This is a genomic window from Nocardia brevicatena NBRC 12119 (assembly GCF_000308495.1).
Classification (GTDB): domain Bacteria; phylum Actinomycetota; class Actinomycetes; order Mycobacteriales; family Mycobacteriaceae; genus Nocardia; species Nocardia brevicatena.
Genome location: NZ_BAFU01000070.1, coordinates 86,555 through 104,220, shown reverse-complemented (window position 1 = coordinate 104,220; position 17,666 = coordinate 86,555). Strand labels below are relative to the sequence as shown.

The 17,666-nt window shown below is 68.4% G+C and carries 15 protein-coding genes; 9 read left to right on the top strand and 6 right to left on the bottom strand.

The annotated features are described in order from the left end of the window. Window positions 1-343: 343 nt before the first annotated feature. The gene (fasR, locus tag ON20_RS19515; protein WP_040837449.1) at window positions 344-1,030 is read right to left on the bottom strand and encodes an HTH-type transcriptional activator FasR; all 687 of its coding nucleotides are present in this window, start codon (window positions 1,028-1,030) and stop codon (window positions 344-346) included. 201 nt (window positions 1,031-1,231) lie between these two features. Here fasR and ON20_RS19510 point away from each other — a divergent pair, with 201 nt between their 5' ends. The 3 genes from ON20_RS19510 (at window position 1,232) to ON20_RS19500 (ending at window position 4,759) form a co-directional block, all read left to right on the top strand. Next, window positions 1,232-2,419, top strand: a complete 1,188-nt coding sequence (locus ON20_RS19510) for a DUF3152 domain-containing protein (protein ID WP_245547329.1) — start codon at window positions 1,232-1,234, stop codon at window positions 2,417-2,419. Window positions 2,420-2,580: 161 nt separating this feature from the next. Beyond that, a complete protein-coding gene (gene moeZ / locus ON20_RS19505; protein ID WP_040837760.1) occupies window positions 2,581-3,762 on the top strand; it encodes an adenylyltransferase/sulfurtransferase MoeZ in 1,182 nt (393 codons plus the stop codon). A gap of 145 nt (window positions 3,763-3,907) precedes the next feature. Continuing rightward, window positions 3,908-4,759 (top strand): TIGR02569 family protein, encoded by an 852-nt coding sequence (locus ON20_RS19500; protein ID WP_040837759.1) that lies wholly within the window; start codon window positions 3,908-3,910, stop codon window positions 4,757-4,759. A 151-nt stretch (window positions 4,760-4,910) separates the two neighbouring features. Here ON20_RS19500 and ON20_RS19495 read toward each other — a convergent pair whose 3' ends face one another. Then, complete coding sequence (locus ON20_RS19495) at window positions 4,911-5,582, bottom strand: FadR/GntR family transcriptional regulator (RefSeq protein WP_040837448.1); 672 nt, start codon at window positions 5,580-5,582, stop codon at window positions 4,911-4,913. Window positions 5,583-5,909: 327 nt separating this feature from the next. Here ON20_RS19495 and ON20_RS19490 point away from each other — a divergent pair, with 327 nt between their 5' ends. The 5 genes from ON20_RS19490 (at window position 5,910) to ON20_RS19470 (ending at window position 12,392) form a co-directional block, all read left to right on the top strand. Next, on the top strand, window positions 5,910-7,406 hold the full coding sequence (locus tag ON20_RS19490) for a nitrate/nitrite transporter (protein ID WP_438803424.1): 1,497 nt from the start codon (window positions 5,910-5,912) through the stop codon (window positions 7,404-7,406). A gap of 25 nt (window positions 7,407-7,431) precedes the next feature. After that, window positions 7,432-9,972, top strand: coding sequence for a nitrite reductase large subunit NirB (nirB, locus tag ON20_RS19485; RefSeq protein WP_040837446.1), 2,541 nt, complete (start codon window positions 7,432-7,434; stop codon window positions 9,970-9,972). A 64-nt stretch (window positions 9,973-10,036) separates the two neighbouring features. Next, on the top strand, window positions 10,037-10,426 hold the full coding sequence (nirD, locus tag ON20_RS19480) for a nitrite reductase small subunit NirD (protein WP_040837444.1): 390 nt from the start codon (window positions 10,037-10,039) through the stop codon (window positions 10,424-10,426). A 2-nt stretch (window positions 10,427-10,428) separates the two neighbouring features. Beyond that, window positions 10,429-11,652, top strand: coding sequence for a uroporphyrinogen-III synthase (locus ON20_RS19475; RefSeq protein WP_051162864.1), 1,224 nt, complete (start codon window positions 10,429-10,431; stop codon window positions 11,650-11,652). Next, on the top strand, window positions 11,649-12,392 hold the full coding sequence (locus tag ON20_RS19470) for a sirohydrochlorin chelatase (protein ID WP_040837443.1): 744 nt from the start codon (window positions 11,649-11,651) through the stop codon (window positions 12,390-12,392). Before ON20_RS19475 ends, ON20_RS19470 begins: the two co-directional genes overlap by 4 nt. Before the next feature lie 149 nt (window positions 12,393-12,541). On the opposite strand, the gene ON20_RS33290 is transcribed toward ON20_RS19470, so the two are convergent. Continuing rightward, on the bottom strand, window positions 12,542-13,255 hold the full coding sequence (locus tag ON20_RS33290) for a chymotrypsin family serine protease (RefSeq protein WP_051162863.1): 714 nt from the start codon (window positions 13,253-13,255) through the stop codon (window positions 12,542-12,544). A 272-nt stretch (window positions 13,256-13,527) separates the two neighbouring features. Here ON20_RS33290 and ON20_RS19460 point away from each other — a divergent pair, with 272 nt between their 5' ends. After that, window positions 13,528-14,166 carry a MerR family transcriptional regulator gene (locus tag ON20_RS19460; protein ID WP_245547328.1) on the top strand — a complete coding sequence of 213 codons (639 nt, stop codon included), beginning with the start codon at window positions 13,528-13,530 and terminating at the stop codon, window positions 14,164-14,166. 474 nt (window positions 14,167-14,640) lie between these two features. On the opposite strand, the gene ON20_RS19455 is transcribed toward ON20_RS19460, so the two are convergent. The 3 genes from ON20_RS19455 to ON20_RS19445 form a co-directional block, all read right to left on the bottom strand. Then, window positions 14,641-16,389: an NTP transferase domain-containing protein gene (locus ON20_RS19455; protein WP_083865096.1), complete on the bottom strand. Its 1,749-nt coding sequence runs from the start codon at window positions 16,387-16,389 to the stop codon at window positions 14,641-14,643. Window positions 16,390-16,468: 79 nt separating this feature from the next. Beyond that, window positions 16,469-16,807, bottom strand: a complete 339-nt coding sequence (locus ON20_RS19450) for an MGMT family protein (RefSeq protein ID WP_040837439.1) — start codon at window positions 16,805-16,807, stop codon at window positions 16,469-16,471. A 6-nt stretch (window positions 16,808-16,813) separates the two neighbouring features. Further along, the gene (locus ON20_RS19445; RefSeq protein WP_040837437.1) at window positions 16,814-17,599 is read right to left on the bottom strand and encodes an alpha/beta fold hydrolase; all 786 of its coding nucleotides are present in this window, start codon (window positions 17,597-17,599) and stop codon (window positions 16,814-16,816) included. Window positions 17,600-17,666 lie beyond the last annotated feature (67 nt).

Here is a 17,666-nt window from a genome sequence, read left to right as displayed (position 1 = left end):
GGCGTGTTCGCGGCCCCCTTGGGTCTCGTGTTTGCGCACCCCGAGACTTGTGCCTTCGGCACGGCGCTTCGGGGTGCGCAAACACGAGACGGGCCGCAACGGCGCGGTCCCCGACGGGGTTGCTTCCGGGGTGGAAAGGGCGAGAGATCGAGGGGGGCATCCGCAGGGGCACACGAAAAGGTAACGGGGCGGTTGGGTCGGATGAAGGGTGGTTCGGTTGGAGGGTGTGGCGAGCCGACCTGGGTTGCCGGAGGCCGGGGTTGCCGAAGGGGTAACGGGTTGGCCGAGGGGACCAAGGGTTGTAACGGGTGCGGTTGGTCGCACCCGTTTACGCATGAGGAACTCAGTCGACCGGGTGTAGGGGGACGTCGACCGGGTGTAGGGGGACGTGGGAGAGGCCGCCCCAGGCCAGGGCCACCGTGGTATCGACGGCGTCGTCCTTGGGGATGGGGCGGTCGGCCTCCAGCCAGTAGCGGGCGGTGAACTGGCTCGTGCCGACCAGGCCTACGGCGAGGATACGGGCCCGGTACGGGTCCAGGCCGGAATCGTGGGCGACCAGGTCGTACACGGCGTCGACGCAGGCTTCGGTGGCCTGCTCCACCCGACGCTGCACCTGCGGTTCATTGGTGAGGTCGGACTCGAAGACGAGCCGGAAGCCCTGCATCTCGTTGTCGACGAAATCGAAGTACGCCTGCACGGCGGCACGTACTCGCTGCCGGTTGTCGGTGGTGGAGCGCAGCGCTTGGCGCACGCTGGACACCAGCATGTCGACATAGTTCTGCAGCACGGCCAGGTACAGCTCCAGCTTGCTGGTGAAGTGCTGGTAGAGCACGGGCTTGCTCACTCCCGCGCACTGCGAGATCTCGTCCATTCCGGCGGCGTGGTAGCCGCGGAGCACGAATACCTCACTGGCGGCGGCCAGTAGCTGTTGCCGCCGTTCGTCGCGCGGCAGGCGGGTTCCCCGTTTGGGGGCGGGTACGGTCTCGGATGGCGTACGCCGGGACGTCATCCGGTCCACGAGGTCGGTCATATCGGATCTCCCAGTCGCTTCCCCGGCAGAAGGGGTGTGTACCGGGTCTTTTGAGCACCATACTCGCCTGTGGGGCCGTTGCCGACCCGGGTGGGGAAACCTGTCCGTCTCGACGGTGTATAGCACGGCCCGGCCGTGGATCGTTGCCCGCCCGCTACAGCACCTGCTCGTCGACGTGGGGCGTTATGAGAGCCTGGTGAGGTGATCGACCGACCGGACAGGATCTCCGGCGGTAGCAGCAGTGCCTCCGGGGATGAGCGCAATGTGCACCGCCCGCGCGACTCCGCCCCTGCCCGCGCCGCGGCCGGCGATGCTCCCACGTCCGATAGCGACCTCGACGAGCCCGCCGCCCCGGATACCCTCACCGCCCCGGATACCGACGCACCTGACACCGCGATGGACGACGGTGCGGTGCGGAAGCCGGGCGCACCGGCGGAATACTCGCCGGCCGATCCCGAGCGCCGGCCCTTGCGCGCCGAATGGGACCCCACCGTCGACGAGCCGCACCTCTCCCTCCGCCACGCGAGGCCGGGCATGCTCCGCCGGTTCGTCGCCACCTACGGATGGCGCGCCTATGCGCTGCCGTTGCTGTTCGTGCTCACCGTATTCGTCATCATCGATGCCGTTCGTACCGGTCCGGAGACCGGGTTGGAGACCGGCGAGCCGGCACTCGGAACCCTCGGCACCCCACCGTCTCGCGCGGGGATCATCGGCGCTCCGCCGGGCGACGGCGAGTTCCCCGCCGATCTGCCGACCGGTGCGCTGCCCGAGGGCGGCGCCTTCGCCGAATCAGGCGCCGGCGCATGGCGGGTGGCGCGGGGTGGCACCGACCAGAAGGGCGTGGGCGAACAGTACGTATTCAGCTACACCGTGGAGGTCGAGAACGGCATCGATACCTCGGCGATCGGCGGCGACGACGCCGTCGCCCGGATGGTGGATTCCACGCTCGCCAACCCCAAGAGTTGGGTGCACGACCGCAAGTTCGCCTTCCGGCGAATCGATCACGGGGAACCGGATTTCCGTATCTCGCTGACCTCCCGCCAAACCACCCGTAACCTCTGCGGTTTCGAGATCCCCATCGATTCCTCCTGCTACAACTCCGACCTCGCGCGGGTGGTGTTGTCGGAGGCCCGGTGGGTGCGCGGTGCCCTGGCGTTCAACGGCGATATCGGCTCCTACCGCCAATACCTGGTCAACCACGAGGTGGGCCATGCCATCGGCTATCACCAGCACCAGCCGTGTGAGAACGACGGTGGGCTGGCCCCGGTGATGATGCAGCAGACCTTCGGCACCGCCAACAACGAGATCGCCGCCCTGGACCCGCACGGCGTGGTACCGATGGACGGGAAGCGATGCCGTTTCAATCCGTGGCCGTATCCTCGCGGGTGAACATCCCGCTGCCATGGGGCGGTTGGCGGGGAGCGCGGTCGATACGCGACGATGGAGGGAAGAAACGGCCCGCACGGCGGTGTTGTACCGGGGACAGGCACCGCGACGAGCAGACGCCCGTCACACTGCTGTCGGCCAATTCGATACGAGGAGTTCTGGACGTGTCATCACCGAAGTCCCTGCCGCCTCTGGTGGAGCCGGCCGCGGAGCTGACCAGGGACGAGGTCGCCCGCTACAGCCGCCATCTCATCATTCCCGATGTCGGGATGGACGGGCAGAAACGGCTGAAGAACGCGAAAGTGCTGGTGATCGGGGCCGGTGGACTGGGCTCGCCCGCGCTGCTGTACCTGGCCGCCGCCGGGGTCGGCACCCTCGGCATCGTCGAATTCGACGAGGTGGATTCCTCCAACCTGCAGCGCCAGGTCATCCACGGTGAATCCGATATCGGCCGGTCCAAGGCCGACAGTGCCCGCGATTCCATCCTGGAGATCAACTCCGGTATCGATGTCCGGCTGCACAAGGTCCGGCTGGAACCGGAGAACGCGGTCGAACTCTTCCGCGAATACGACCTGATCCTCGACGGCACCGACAACTTCGCCACCCGCTACCTGGTCAACGATGCCGCCGTTCTGGCCGGTAAACCGTATGTGTGGGGTTCCATCTACCGGTTCGAGGGCCAGGCCTCGGTGTTCTGGGAGGACGCCCCCGACGGTCGCGGTATCAACTACCGCGACCTGTACCCGGAGGCCCCGCCGCCCGGTATGGTCCCGTCCTGCGCCGAGGGCGGTGTGCTCGGCGTGCTGTGCGCGTCCATAGGGTCGATCATGGTGACCGAGGCCATCAAGCTGATCACCGGTATCGGCGAGCCGCTGCTGGGTCGGCTCATGGTCTACGACGCTCTCGATATGACCTATCGGACCATCAAACTGCGCCGGGACCCCGAGCGCAAGCCGATCACCGAGCTGATCGACTACGAGGCGTTCTGCGGTGTGGTGTCCGAGGAAGGCCAGGCCGCTGCGGTCGGCTCGACCATCACCGCGGCCGAATTGAAGGATATGCTCGACGCCGGCGATGTCGAACTGATCGACGTGCGCGAACCCGTGGAGTGGGACATCGTGCACATCGAAGGCGCCACCCTCATCCCGAAGGACCGCATCCTGTCCGGTGAGGCGCTGGCGGAGCTGCCGCAGAACCGCAAGATCGTGCTGCACTGCAAGACCGGTGTGCGCTCGGCCGAAGCGCTGGCGGCCTTGAAGCGCGCGGGCTTCGCCGACGCCACGCATCTGCAGGGCGGAGTCATCGCCTGGGCCAAGCAGATCGACCCCTCACTGCCCGTCTACTGAGCGGCCGGCGACGCGGGGCCGGGAACCCGACACCGGCGCGGCGCGCCAGGAGGCGATCCGAGGTGAATGTTGCAGTTCGACTTCGGCGTGTCGTCCATGGTGCGGCGTGCTGTTCGGGGTGCTTCGCCGGGAGTACGGTACGGCCGTGACCACCACTGTGGAACCTCCCGAGCATGTGCGGGCCACATTCGGCCTACGTGAAGTGTCCCCGGTCCCCCTGGGTGACTGGGAGGGCGGCTGGCGCCTCGGTGATGTGGTGCTCAGCCCGGTCGCCGACCATGCCAGGGCGGCGTGGTCGGCGAAGGTGCGGGAAACGCTGCAGGTGGATGGATTGCGTCTGGCCCGCCCGGTGCGTGCCACCGACGGCCGGTATGTGGTGTCCGGGTGGCGTGCCGACACCCATCTCGGTGGCGTGCCCGAACCGCGGCACGACGAGGTCGTGTCGATATCGCTGCGATTGCACGCCGCCACCGCCGGACTGGAACGGCCCCGGTTCCTGTCCCAGCCGCCGATGACGCCCTGGATGGACGTGGATGTATTCGTCGCCGCCGACCGTTGTGCCTGGGAGGTGGCGCCGCTGCGGGCTCTGCGCACGGCCGGTGCGATACCGGAGGCCCCGGACGGTCGGCGCAGTCTGGAACTGATCGGCCAGCTGGCCACCCTGCGCAAGCCGGTACACAGCCCGGCGCAGCTGGTGCACGGCGATCTGTTCGGCACGGTGCTGTTCTCCGGACTGGAGACGCCGGGGCTCAGCGATATCACCCCTTACTGGCGGCCCGCGGAGTGGGCGGCGGGGGTGGTCGTGGTGGACGCCCTGTCCTGGGGCGGGGCGGACGACGGGCTGCTGGAACGCTGGTCGGATCTGCCGGAATGGCCGCAGATGCTGTTGCGGGCGGTGATCTTTCGGCTGGCGGTGCACGCATTGCATCCGCGGTCCACCCCAGAGGCCTTACCGGGATTGGCGCGGACGGCCGATATGGTGCGTTTCTTGCTGTGATCGCGGCTCCGCCGCGTGCGGATGGACGTAGGGGCTGTGGCGTGGGGAAGCGGCACAGCCCCTACGGGGCGACGGATCACAATCCGCTCGGGTCCACCTCACGCGCCCGCCGGTGGGGGCGGGGATGGATTGGTTACCGAGTCGTCGATGCTCACCGATCGGGATAGTCGGCGAGCATATGGCCGAGGAAACAGCTCGCGGTCCTGGCGGCGCGTTCGGGATCGCCGTCGATGATCGCCCGTATCAGTTCGCGGTGTTCGGCCTCGTAGGGATTGTCGGTTTTCTCGATATGCGAGCGCATCACCGATGCGATGCTGGGCAGCAGGGAATCGTAGAACTCCAGATATACCGCGTTGTGGCTGGCGAGCACGATGGCGCGGTGCAGCTGCACGTCGGCGTCGATGGCCTCGGCGCGGTTGTCCGAGTACCACAGCCGGTCGCACTCGTCCAACAGGTGGCGCAAGGTGTCGATATCGGTCTCGTCGCGGCGGCGGGCGGCCAGGGCGGCGGCGGTGGTGTCCAGGGCCTGACGCAGTTCCAGGATGTCGCGTTCCCGGGCGTCGGCGAAGTACTTGCCGAGCGTGCCGCCGACCTCGGAGGTGGCGATCACATAGGTGCCGGAGCCCTGCCGACGTTCCAGCATGCCCGCGTGGACCAGTGCCTGCACGGCCTCACGTAGGGTGTTGCGTCCGGTACCGGTGATCTCGGCGAGCTCGGGTTCGGTCGGGATACGGGAGCCGACCGGCCAGCGGCCCGAACGGATATCGTCACGCAGCTGCTCGGTAACCTGGGCGATGAGGCCGGCGCGTCGAACGGGTTGCACCGCAACAGAGTACCGTCCGCTCCGATCGCCGGCAGCGCTTCATGGGGTCATCCTATAGGTCCCATCGATCCGGCCTATTGATTCGGTGCGGTCGCGGGCGGATGTGATGGGGATCGTGCCGGTGTCGTTCGAAACCCTTCCGACGCCGTGCGAACAGGGCGAATATGTATCGCGGAAACCGCGACGTCACATCCGTGAAACATACGCCCGGATCTCACCCGCGCGGACGTATTCGGGTGAGCAACCGTTGACTCTCCCGTCATTTGTCGCAGCATTACGGCAATACCCATTTCCTACCTTGGGGTCAACCGCATGTTGGGAGGCCTGTTGAGCACGCAGACGCCGAACCGGTGGAAGATACTGCTCCGGACAGTTGTCCGTCCGAGGCTCGAGCACTGGGACGCCGAAGATGTCGTGGCCTGGGAGGCCGGCGGCAAGAAGGTCGCCACCCGCAATCTGATCTGGTCGGTGATCGCCGAGCACATCGGCTTCTCGATCTGGTCGATCTGGTCGGTGATGGTGCTGTTCATGCCCACCGAGAAGTACGGTATCGACGCCGCGGGCAAGTTCTTCCTGGTGGCCGTGCCGACCCTGGTCGGCGCCGTGCTGCGAATCCCCTACACCGTCGCCACCGCCAAGTTCGGTGGTCGCAACTGGACCGTGTTCAGCGCCGCCCTACTGCTGGTGCCCGCGCTGCTGACGCTATATTTCGTGAATCGGCCCGACACCTCCTACACCACGTATCTGGTGGTCGCGGCCTTCGCCGGTGTCGGCGGTGGCAACTTCGCCTCGTCGATGGCCAATATCAACGCCTTCTACCCGCAGCGACTCAAAGGCTGGGCCCTGGGTGTGAACGCGGGCGGCGGCAATATCGGCGTGCCGGTGATCCAGCTGGTCGGTCTGTTGGTCATCGCCACCCTCGGCGACGAGTACGCCACCGTCATCTGCGCCCTCTATCTGGTACTGGTCGTTCTCACCGGACTCGGCGCCGCGCTGTTCATGGACAATCTGCCCAACCGGCAGGCCGATATGTCCGCCATGGTCACCGCACTGAAGGTGTCCCAGTCGTGGGCGGTGGCATTCCTCTACATCGGCACCTTCGGTTCGTTCATCGGCTACGGCTTCGCCTTCGCGCAGGTGTTGCAGATCGGTTTCGTCGCCGGCGGCGACACCCCGGCCCAGGCCACCCTGCACGCCGCGCAGCTCGCCTTCATCGGTCCGCTGCTCGGATCGCTGGTCCGCCCCTACGGCGGCAAACTCGCCGACCGGATCGGCGGTGGCCGGGTCACCCTGGCCGTCTTCGGCGCGATGATGGCCGCTGCCCTGGTCGTCGCGATCGCCTCGACCCTCGGTGACCGGTCCGACAGCGGCCCGTCGGGTGCCGTCATGGCGGCGCTGGTCGTGGGCTTCATCGCGCTGTTCGCGCTGTCGGGCCTGGGCAACGGTTCGGTCACCAAGATCATCCCCTCGATCTTCGAGGCGAAATCCCGGGGCCTGGATATCGGTTCCGCCGAGCGGGCGGCCTGGTCGCAGAGCACCTCGAGCGCGCTCATCGGCATTGTCGGCGCCATCGGCGCGGTCGGCGGATTCGCCATCAACATGGTGCTGCGTTCCTCGTACGCCTCCACCCGATCCGCCACCACCGCCTTCTGGGTGTTCATGGCGTTCTACATCGCCTGCGCCCTCGTCACCTGGGCGGTCTTCCTGCGCCGGCCCGGTGCCCCGACATCCGAGCGCGAGGTCGTCTCCGAGGCCGAGGTCCTGGTCCGTCGAGCCGAAGCCGATACATCCATCCGGTCCGCCCACTCGTCGGCGCGCGCCTGACCCGAATTCCCACGGAAGGACTGTCATGAACACGACACCCGCACAGCGCAGAACAGTGGTGGTCGCCGGTCACGGTATGGTCGGGCACCGGTTCGTGGAGGCCCTGCGGTCCCGGGACGAGGCCGGCCGGTGGCAGATTGTCATCCTGAGTGAGGAGAAGCTGCCCGCCTACGACCGCGTCGGCCTGTCGTCCTATGTCGGCGCCTGGGACGCCACGGCGCTGGCGTTGCCCGGCAACGAGTACACCGGAGACGATCTGGTGGAGCTGCGGCTGGGGGAGAGCGCCGCCGTGATCGACCGGGACGCCCGTAAGGTCACCACTTCCGCCGGTGACATCCTCGGTTACGACACCCTGGTGCTGGCCACCGGCTCGTATCCCTTCGTGCCGCCCGTGCCGGGCCATGACAGCCCCGAATGTTTCGTCTACCGCACCGTCGACGATCTGGACGGTATCCGGGCCGCGGCGCAGGTCGCCGGGCCCGGCGCGCACGGTGTGGTCGTCGGGGGCGGCCTGCTCGGGCTGGAAGCGGCCAACGCGCTGCGGCTGCTGGGCCTGACCCCGCATGTCGTGGAGTACAACGACCGGCTGATGCCCGCCCAGGTGGACGAGGGCGGGGGTGCGATCCTCGAACGCCTCGTCACCGATCTGGGATTGCGGGTGCACACCGGGGTGGGTACCTCCTCGATCGAGCGGGCCGGCGAGCACGGCCCCGCCGACCGACTGAAGGTCACCCTCTCCGACGACACCGTGATCGACGCCGCGCTGGTGGTGTTCTCCGCCGGTATCCGCCCGCGTGACCGGATCGCACGTGACGCGGGCCTGGAAATCGGCCCACGCGGCGGTGTCGTCACCGACCTGGGAATGACCACCTCGGACCCGAATATCTACGCCGTCGGCGAATGCGCGGCCGTGGAAGGCACCTGCTACGGCCTGGTCGCCCCCGGCTACACCACCGCCGAGATCGTGGCCGACCGGCTGCTCGGCGGCTGCGGCGAGTTCCTCGGTGCGGATATGTCCACCAAACTGAAGCTGCTCGGCGTGGACGTGGCCTCCTTCGGCGACGCGCACGGCACCACCGCGGGTGCCCTGTCGGTCGTCCTGCACGACGCCGCCAAAGGCACCTACGCCAAGCTGGTCGTCTCCGACGACGCGAAGACCCTGCTCGGCGGCATCCTGGTCGGCGACGCGAGCGCCTATTCGGCGCTGCGCCCGCTGGTCGGCCGCCCACTGCCCGCCGACCCGGCCTCGCTGATCTCCCCGGCCGGGGCCGAACTCGGTGCCGACGCACTGCCCGACGACGCCCAGATCTGCTCCTGCAACGATGTCGGCAAGGGCACCATCCGCGGCGCCATCGAAGACGGCGCCTGCGATGTGCCGGCCATCAAGAGCTGCACCGGCGCCGGCACCTCCTGCGGCGGCTGTGTGCCGATGCTCGAGAAGATCCTCGAACAGTCCGGCGTCGAGGTGTCCAAGGCGCTGTGCGAGCACTTCGCGCAGACCCGCGCCGAACTGTTCCAGATCGTGCAGGCCACCCATATCCGCACCTTCTCCGAGCTGATCACCAAGTACGGCAGGGGAACCGGCTGCGATATCTGCAAACCGGTCGTGGCGTCGATCCTGGCCTCCACCTCGAGCGACCACATCCTCGACGGCGAACAGGCCGCGCTGCAGGACACCAACGACCATTTCCTGGCCAACCTGCAGAAGAACGGCACCTATTCGGTGGTGCCGCGGATGCCCGGCGGCGAGGTCACCCCGGAGCAGCTGATCGTGATCGGCGAGGTCGCCAAGGAATTCGGCCTCTACACCAAGATCACCGGCGGTCAGCGCATCGACCTGTTCGGTGCCCGGGTCGAGCAGCTGCCGGCGATCTGGAAACGATTGGTCGACGCCGGTATGGAATCCGGGCACGCCTACGGCAAAGCGCTGCGCACCGTGAAAAGCTGCGTCGGTTCCACCTGGTGTCGCTACGGTCAGCAGGATTCGGTCGGTATGGCCGTGCTGCTGGAGAAGCGCTATCGGGGCCTGCGCTCACCGCACAAGCTGAAGCTGGCCGTATCCGGCTGCGCCCGCGAATGCGCCGAGGCCCGCGGCAAGGATGTGGGCGTCATCGCCACCGAGAGCGGCTGGAATCTCTACGTCGGCGGTAACGGAGGTCTCACTCCCAAGCACGCGGTACTGCTGGCGGGTGACCTCGACGACCGGACCCTGGTCTCCTATATCGACCGCTACCTGATGTTCTACATCCGCACCGCGGACCGGCTGCAGCGCACCGCGCCGTGGCAGGAGGACCTCGGTATCGACTACATCCGCGAAGTGGTCTGCGAGGACAGCCTCGGTATCGCCGCCGAACTGGAAGAGGCCATGGCCGAGCACGTCGCCGGCTACCGGGACGAATGGGCCGCGGTGCTGGACGACGAGGAGAAGCTGTCGCGGTTCGTCTCCTTCGTCAACGCACCGGCCGAGACCGATCCGACCATCGCCTTCGACGAGAGCGGAGAGCGCAAGGTCCCGGTGCTGCTGGGTATGCCGGAAGTCACTCCTTCCGCTACGCCCGGGAAATGACCACTTAACCGCCAGGAAACAGGACGCCGGTACCAATGAACGAGGCGTGTGGAGGAGAACACCGATGACCGTGATCGATAGCCGAGGCGTCGCCGTCGACACTACCGAATGGACCCAGGCGTGCCGGCTGGCCTACCTGATCCCGGGCCGGGGCGTGGCCGTGCTGCTGCGGGGCGGGCGCCAGGCCGCACTGTTCCTACTGTCCGACGGTTCGCTCTACGCTGTGGGCAATATCGACCCGTTCGGTCGGGCGGCCGTGATGTCGCGCGGTATCGTCGGCGACCGCGGCGGTGTGCCGGTGGTGGTGTCACCGCTGCTGAAGCAGGTGTTCTCGCTGCCCGACGGCCGTTGTCTGGACGACGGATCGGCCGCGCTGCCGGTGTACGCGGTGCGCGTGGACGACGGGGTGGTCTCGGTGTCGAACAAACCCGTCGACACCGGAAACGAGCGATAGATATGACGACGTCGAATTCGGACGCCCAACTGGCCGGTTTCACCATCGGTGTCACTGCCGCACGGCGGGCCGAGGAATTTACGACGCTGCTCACCCGGCGGGGTGCGGCGGTTATGTCGGCACCCGCCATCCGGATCATCCCGCTGGCCGACGACACCGAACTGGAGCGGGTGACGCGGACACTGATCGCCGACCCACCGCGGCTCGTCGTGGCCACCACCGGTATCGGGTTCCGCGGCTGGATGGAGGCGGCCGAGGGCTGGGGACTCGCCGACCGGCTGCGCTCTGCCCTGTCGAGCACCCGACTGCTGGCCCGCGGCCCCAAGGCCAAGGGCGCGATCCGGGCCGCGGAACTGCGGGAGGAATGGTCACCGGCCTCGGAGTCGTCGGCGGAGGTCCTCGACCATCTGCTCGACATGGGTGTGGAAGGGGTGCGTATCGCGGTCCAACTGCATGGTGCCACCACCGAATGGGAACCGCTGCCCGATTTCTGCGAGGTACTGCGTTCGGCCGGCGCCGATGTGGTCCCGGTGCCGGTGTACCGGTGGACACCGCCGCCGGACCGCGGACCGATGGACCAGCTCATCGAGGCGATCGTCGCCGGCGGTATCGATTGCGTGACATTCACCAGTGCCCCCGCCGTGGCGTCGATGCTGATGCGCGCCAAGGAAACCGGGCTGCTCGAAGGCCTGCTGCACGCGCTGCGCACCCGGGTGCTGCCCGCCTGCGTGGGACAGATTACCGCCGCGCCGCTGGAGGAACTCGGCGTCCGCACCACCATGCCGGGACGAGCCCGGCTGGGCGCCCTGGCCCGACATGTCGCCGAGGAACTGCCGCGCCGGGCGAACCGGATTCATGCCGCCGGACACATCATCAGCGTGCGCGGGGGGTGTGTGGTGGTGGACGGTTGTGTCCGGCAGTTGGCGCCGGCCCCGATGGCGCTCATGCGTGCCCTTTCGCGGTATCCGGGTCGGGTGGTGTCGCGGGAGGATCTCCTGGCGACCCTGCCCGGCGGCGGTGACGACACCCATGCGGTGGAGACCGCGATCGCCCGGCTGCGGACCGGTCTCGGCACCCCCAAGGCGATCCAGACGGTGGTCAAACGCGGCTACCGGCTGGCCATCGACCCGGCCGAATGCGCCGACAACAACGCCGAATCCCGGTTGTCCGGCACCGTGGTCGCCTCCCCGGCCGCGGGTGCCCTCCGGGCGGTGGTGAACCGGTGAACACCCGTACCGAGCCCGGCCTGGTCCTGGTGGCGCACGGTACCCGGCGCGGGAAGGGCGTGCGGATGATCGCCGCGCTGGCCGAGGCGGTCGCGCGGGACCTCGCCGCGGACGGGAACGGACACCACGGCGGGGTGCGTACCGCGTTCGTCGATGTGCTCGGCCCATCACCGGGGGAGGTGCTGCGCGGCCTCGCCGAGACCGCGGCGGTGCCCGCCGTCGTCGTGCCGGCGTTTTTGGCCTCGGGCTATCACGTCTACCGGGACGTACCGCGCGAGGTAGCCGACAGTGGCCATCCGTCGGCCACGGTGACGCCCGCCATGGGCCCTCATCCGGCGCTGGCCCGCATCATGGCGATGCGGCTGCACGCGGCCGGTTGGCGGCCCGGCGACGCGGTGATCTTCGCCGCGGCCGGTTCCTCGGATCCACGTGCCCGCGCCGATGTCCGTCGCGCCGCCGCCATGCTGACCGCGTATCTGGCCGCCCCGGTGCACACCGCCTATATCACGACCGGCGCGCCGCGCGTTCCGGACGTGGTGCGCGCGCTCCGCGATTCGGGCCGTGAACGAGTATTCATCGCCTCCTATCTGTTGGCGTACGGGTTGTTCCAGGAACGCCTGCACACCGCGGGCGCCACCGCGGTCGCCGATCCGATCGGCGTACACCCGGCCATCGTCCGTCTGATCGCCGATCGCTACCGGGCCGCCGTGCGCGAGCTCGGCCGCGTCGAGGTGCGCTGAGATCACCGACGGTCTCGACACCGGTCCGCCGGCCGTCGCGCCGACCGCCCGGGCACTTGCGCCCGGGTGTACCGACAGGATGATCCGCACTGCTTCTGGCCGGTTTCAGCCCGCGCGGAGGGTGCCACACGAAGCGGGTGTGTCCCTGATCAGACCCGGTACCAGACGAAGGGGTTCTCGCGGGTCGGGCCGTAGCGGCGGATCTGGCCGAAGAGGCGTTTGGCCGGCTCCACCACCGCGCTGTGGTCCTGGGCACCGTCGTAGGCGGCGAGAATGCCGACGAAGGCGGCGTGCCCGTCGGAGGTCTGCCGGTATACCACGGCACCGGAATCCCCGCCTTCGGCGCCCAGCTCCTTGCCGACGTAGAAGTAGTCGTCGTCGACCTCGGTGATCTTGCCGCAACCCCAGCCGGTGGTGGCGCCCACCTTGCAGACCTCCTGTCCGACCCGGGGTTTGGTGTCCACCGAGGAGATGCCGAACTGTCCCATGGAGGCGGAGACGCCGATATTGTCGTAGAGGCGCAGCAGGGCGAACCCGAATTCCATTTCCTCGTCGGGACGTTGGGATTCGTACCAGCCCACCGGGTTGCCCTGCGCGTCGGTGATGATGCCCGACCGGTAGCAGTGGCCGGCGGTGACGGCGTAGTGAGCGTTGCCCACCGAACCGGTGAGCCCGACCGTGCAGCGGGAGATGATCGCCTCCCCGTCCTTGTATTCGGTGTTCCGGATCTCCATGCCGGGATACACCGTGACGGATTGGGTGGCGTGCGCGGCCGGGCCGAGGGTCGCGGTGACACCGGTCGCCAGCACCACGGCGGCGAATGCGCACAGGTGGACTCGGACACGTCGAACTGCGCTGAACATCGAACTACCTCGAACTCGATGGGCCCGGGGCGGGCAGATGACGAAGAATGGTAGCCGATTCGCTTGCTCTGGCGGCGTGATCGCTTCCCAGGAATTGGAAGAGCCATTGCCCGCGCCTGGGATGTGCCCGTCACCCCGTAACGCCGGCCCTGACGAGAAACTCGAACGCGCAACACTGGACGGGTAATCCTATTGGTCGGCGGAGCGCTCGGTCGCCGCGTGGGGGTGTGAACGAATTCACACTTGAACCTGACGATACGTCAGATTCTAATGTGAGCGGTGCACATCGAGAGGAGGGCGCGTTGGTCGAACGGGTGTGGCGGGTCGGGGAATTGGCCCGAGAAACCGGCGTGACGGTGCGGGCGCTGCACCACTACGACCGGCTCGGGCTGCTGATGCCGTCGTCGCGGACCTCGGGCGGGCATCGCTGCTACACCCGCGCCGATGTCGAGCGGTTGCATCGCATCGTGACGTTGCGGGGCTTCGGGTTTCCGCTGGAGGATATCGCCGCTCTGCTGCGCGCCGAACCTGACCAGGACCCGCGGGACCTGATACGGCAGCAGCTGACGGTGCTCGGCGAACGCATCGCCAGGGCGACCGGACTGCGCGACCGCCTGCTCGGTGTGCTCGATGAGCTCGATCACGCGGTCGAGCCATCGACATCGCAGTTCCTGCGATTGATAGAGGAGACGATCACCATGAACCGACCATTGACCCTCGAGGAATTCGCCCGGCTGACGCGGCATCGCGAAGAATACGCACGACAGTTGGGCGCGGAAGAACGTGCGGTCTTGGCGAAACGGCGCGCGGATGCCTTCGCGGCGATGAGCCCGGCCGACCGCGAGCGACTGGAAGCCGCACGCGCACAGAAGCTTCCGCCCGGCATCGAGATCCCACGACCTGACAACTGATCGATGCAGTCGCACCACCCAAAGGTGTGGGTGAGCGATTGCCGGTCCGGCCGCGCGATGTGGGCGCTCGGGTTTTCGACGGGAGAAGGGTATCGACGTCGGGGGTGAAAACAGACCTCGATACCCTTCCGACCGCGCCGTACGTCACGACCGATGACCGGTTGGGCAGCCACACCGGAACCGGCCGCCCGATCCGAGGCACGGTGGTTACGGTTCGTCAGGAGTTGGACAACACCGCTACGCGAACCCTGTTGCTCCGCACCCGTTCTATGACATCGGCGACAACCGTAGCGAGCACCCTCGTCACCGAGGCGGTTGGGCGAACACTGGCCACCACCTACCGAAGGCCGAATAGGGCGCCGTGTCGCCGGGTTCCTCCAAAATCCTGGTTATCTGACCCGAATGCGGTGAGCGCGACCGGCAACGGGAGCGGTACGCACGAGAGCAGGTCCCTGCCCCGAGCGATGAACATGCTCAGCGCGGGAGCGGAATGAACTCCACGAGCGCGCCGTCTGCGGCGTCGCTCGGGACGACGACCAGCCCGTCGCGATCGACCAGACCGCCGAGGTGGGCGGTGCGGACGTCCGCATCGCCGATCCAGCCGCTCGAGGGATGCCCGTCTCCCGCATAGCGCGCCGGAACGATCCGGGGCACCGGACCGGCGATCTCACCCGCATTGTGCAGGGGACCGTGCGGCCGGCGCGACACCATGGCCCCGGTGCGTCCCTCGACAATGGACGATGCCAGCGCCAAGAGCGTGGCGACGGCCGCGTACGGATTTCCGGGCAGGCCGATAACCGTTGTAGCGGAAGGTAATTCGGCCACAACGGTGGATCCGCCCGGCCGCAGCCGCAACCGGTGGACGAGTATCCGGGCCTCGGCGCGCTCCAGCGCGGCGCGCAGCTGATCGGCGGCACCGGAGCCGGTGGCGCCGACGACGACCAGCAGATCGCAATCCCCGGCGCCGGCCAATACCTCGTCGAAACCGTGCGGCGTATCGCGCAGATGTGCCCGGTCCAACGTCCGCACCCCGTGGACGGCCAGCAGATCGGGAAGGATCGGACCGATGGAGTCCCGGGTCTGGCCGACCTGCAGCGGGCCGACGCTGCGGATTTCGTCGCCGGTCATGACGATGCGGGCCCGCACCGGTCCGCGTACCAGCGCCTCGGACACCTCCACCGCGGCGGCCGCGGAGACCAGCGCCGCCGTAACGGGCATGCCCGCCGCGGCGACCGGCGCACCGGGTTCGAGGTCCTCGCCGCGGCGTCGAATGTCCGAACGCCGCGGGCTGTCCGGCACCGGGAACAGCCGTCCCTCGGTGACCTCGGCGGACTCGTCGCGCACCACCCGGGTGGTGCCGTCGGGGACATGCGCACCGGTCGCGATACGCACCGCCTCACCGGGCAGCAGACCCACCGGCCGCTGTCCACCGGCGAAACCGATATCGGCCCGCAGCTGCCACGGCCCGTCGCCGGCAACCGCGTAACCGTCCATGGCCGTCACGTCGAAACGCGGCAGTGCCTCCGCCGCCGTCAGCGGAGCGGCCAACGCGGCGCCCCGCACCTCGGACAGATCGGTGCGGTACTCGGTGAGCCGGGACAGCTCGTCGCGGAGGACGGCACGCGCTCGATCCAGTGACAGCGCTTCCCCACCGGCCCGCGGGGCCGACGCGGCGCCACCGCGGGCCGGGCTGCCGCTGCCGACGGCAGCCGTCCGCGCCGCATGCACCTGATCCTCGGTATCACAATCGGCGACCCCGGGCAGCGGCACGATCACCGTATGGTCGGGCACCAGCGCCTTCATCGGCTGGTTGATCAGCTCCTCCAACAGCTGCAACCGCTCCACCAGGACGGTTCGTCGCCACACCCCGATGAGGTACTGCGGCCGTCCGGACTCGTCGGCGGCGAAAACGGCGTCCGCCCCCGATTCGATGCCCCGCCGCATCAGCTCGGCGATCGCCGACTCGCTCAGAAACGGCAGGTCCGCGGCCAACACCACGATCCGCGCCGCCGTGTCCGGGCCCAGGGCTCCCAGTCCGGCGCCGATCGCCGCCACCGGACCCGAACCGGGCGGGACCTCGCGGGCCTGCAGTATCGAGGGAGGAAGCTCCGGCCGGTGCGGTCCGACCACCACGATCCGCTGGCAGCCGGCCGCGGCGGACAGCGCGGCATCCAGCATGGAACGTCCGCCGATGACAATGGCCGGTTTGTCGACACCGCCCATCCGACTGGCGCGACCACCGGCGAGCACGATGGCGTCGGCGGTCACCGGGCGGAATCCAACGCTGGCTTCGGCATACCCGTCATGCTAATTCGTGGGGGCCGGGACGGTCGGCCGGCGGGATCGTCGGGAACACATGGCGCGCCGCCCGCATATCGACACGACCGTCCCGAATCGGGACACCTTCGTCCGCGAGTAGCCGCAACTGCCGGTCGGCGATATGGGCCGCGGGTTTCCCGCCGGCGCCGATCACCCGATGCCACGGCAGATCGCCGGCATCGGTGCGCATGATCCAGCCCACCGTGCGCGGCGTGGACAGTCCGGCCACGGCGGCGATATCGCCGTAGGTGGCCACCCGGCCCGGTGGGATCGCCGCGACCAGGGCGCGTACCAGTTCGGTCTGTTCGTCAGTGGTGACCATCGCTGTTCAGGGGAGATCTCGCAGCACCGCGCGCAACAGGGCCGCGGTCTCGGCCGGACGCGCCTGGGCGACCATATGGTCGCAGTCCCATTCGTGTACGGTCAGCCGCTCGCCCAGCCGCTCGGCGAGTGCGGCCCGGAACTCGGGCGTGACGAACGGCGGGTTCGTCTTCGCGGCCCGTACCAGCACCGTCGGCAGGTCGGCCGGTGGGAGGACGGAATCCCGGGCCAGTTGGCCCCAATAGGCGGTGACGGCCGGTGGGCTCATCCGCCAGTCGAAGCGGCCGTCCGCGGTGGGGATCAGATGTTCGTCGAGTTCGGCCCGCAGCAGCCGCGGTTCGACATCGCCCCAGGCGGTTTCCAATTTGTCTTGGCGGGCCTGTTCGACACTGTCGTAGCCGCGGCGTTCCATACCGGCCGCCGCGATACCGTGCAGCAGCCGTGGATCCACCGCGATCGCCGGATCGAGTAGTACCAGTGCGCGGGCCGTCCGCGGATACCGGTGCGCCAGGTGCAGCGCGCAGGCGCCGCCGAAGGAATGTCCCAGCAGCACCACCGGTTGGTCGGTCTCGTCCGCAATCACGGCCAGCACGTCCGCGGCGACAGTTTCGAAATCCCAGGGCGGCAGGGCCGTGGAGCGGCCGTGTCCCCGCAGGTCGGGGGCGATGATCCGGATATCGGGCAGCTGTTCGGCAAGGGGCTGCCAGCGTTTCCCGTGCCCGGTGAGGCCGTGCAGCGCCAGTATCGCGGGACCGGTCGCCGGACCGAAACGGTGAACATGCAGTGCGGACACCCACCCATTGTGACCGTGCCCATGACCGTCCGCGGCGGCGGACCGGCCGGTGCGAGAGTTCCACCGC

Coding starts and splice junctions, on each gene's coding strand:
- ON20_RS19455 (WP_083865096.1), bottom strand. CDS start 16,389: ATGGGCGGTGTCGACAAACCGGCCATTGTCATCGGCGGACGTTCCATG.
- ON20_RS19450 (WP_040837439.1), bottom strand. CDS start 16,807: ATGGTCACCACTGACGAACAGACCGAACTGGTACGCGCCCTGGTCGCG.
- ON20_RS19475 (WP_051162864.1), top strand. CDS start 10,429: ATGACGACGTCGAATTCGGACGCCCAACTGGCCGGTTTCACCATCGGT.
- nirD (WP_040837444.1), top strand. CDS start 10,037: ATGACCGTGATCGATAGCCGAGGCGTCGCCGTCGACACTACCGAATGG.
- fasR (WP_040837449.1), bottom strand. CDS start 1,030: ATGACCGACCTCGTGGACCGGATGACGTCCCGGCGTACGCCATCCGAG.
- ON20_RS33290 (WP_051162863.1), bottom strand. CDS start 13,255: ATGTTCAGCGCAGTTCGACGTGTCCGAGTCCACCTGTGCGCATTCGCC.
- nirB (WP_040837446.1), top strand. CDS start 7,432: ATGAACACGACACCCGCACAGCGCAGAACAGTGGTGGTCGCCGGTCAC.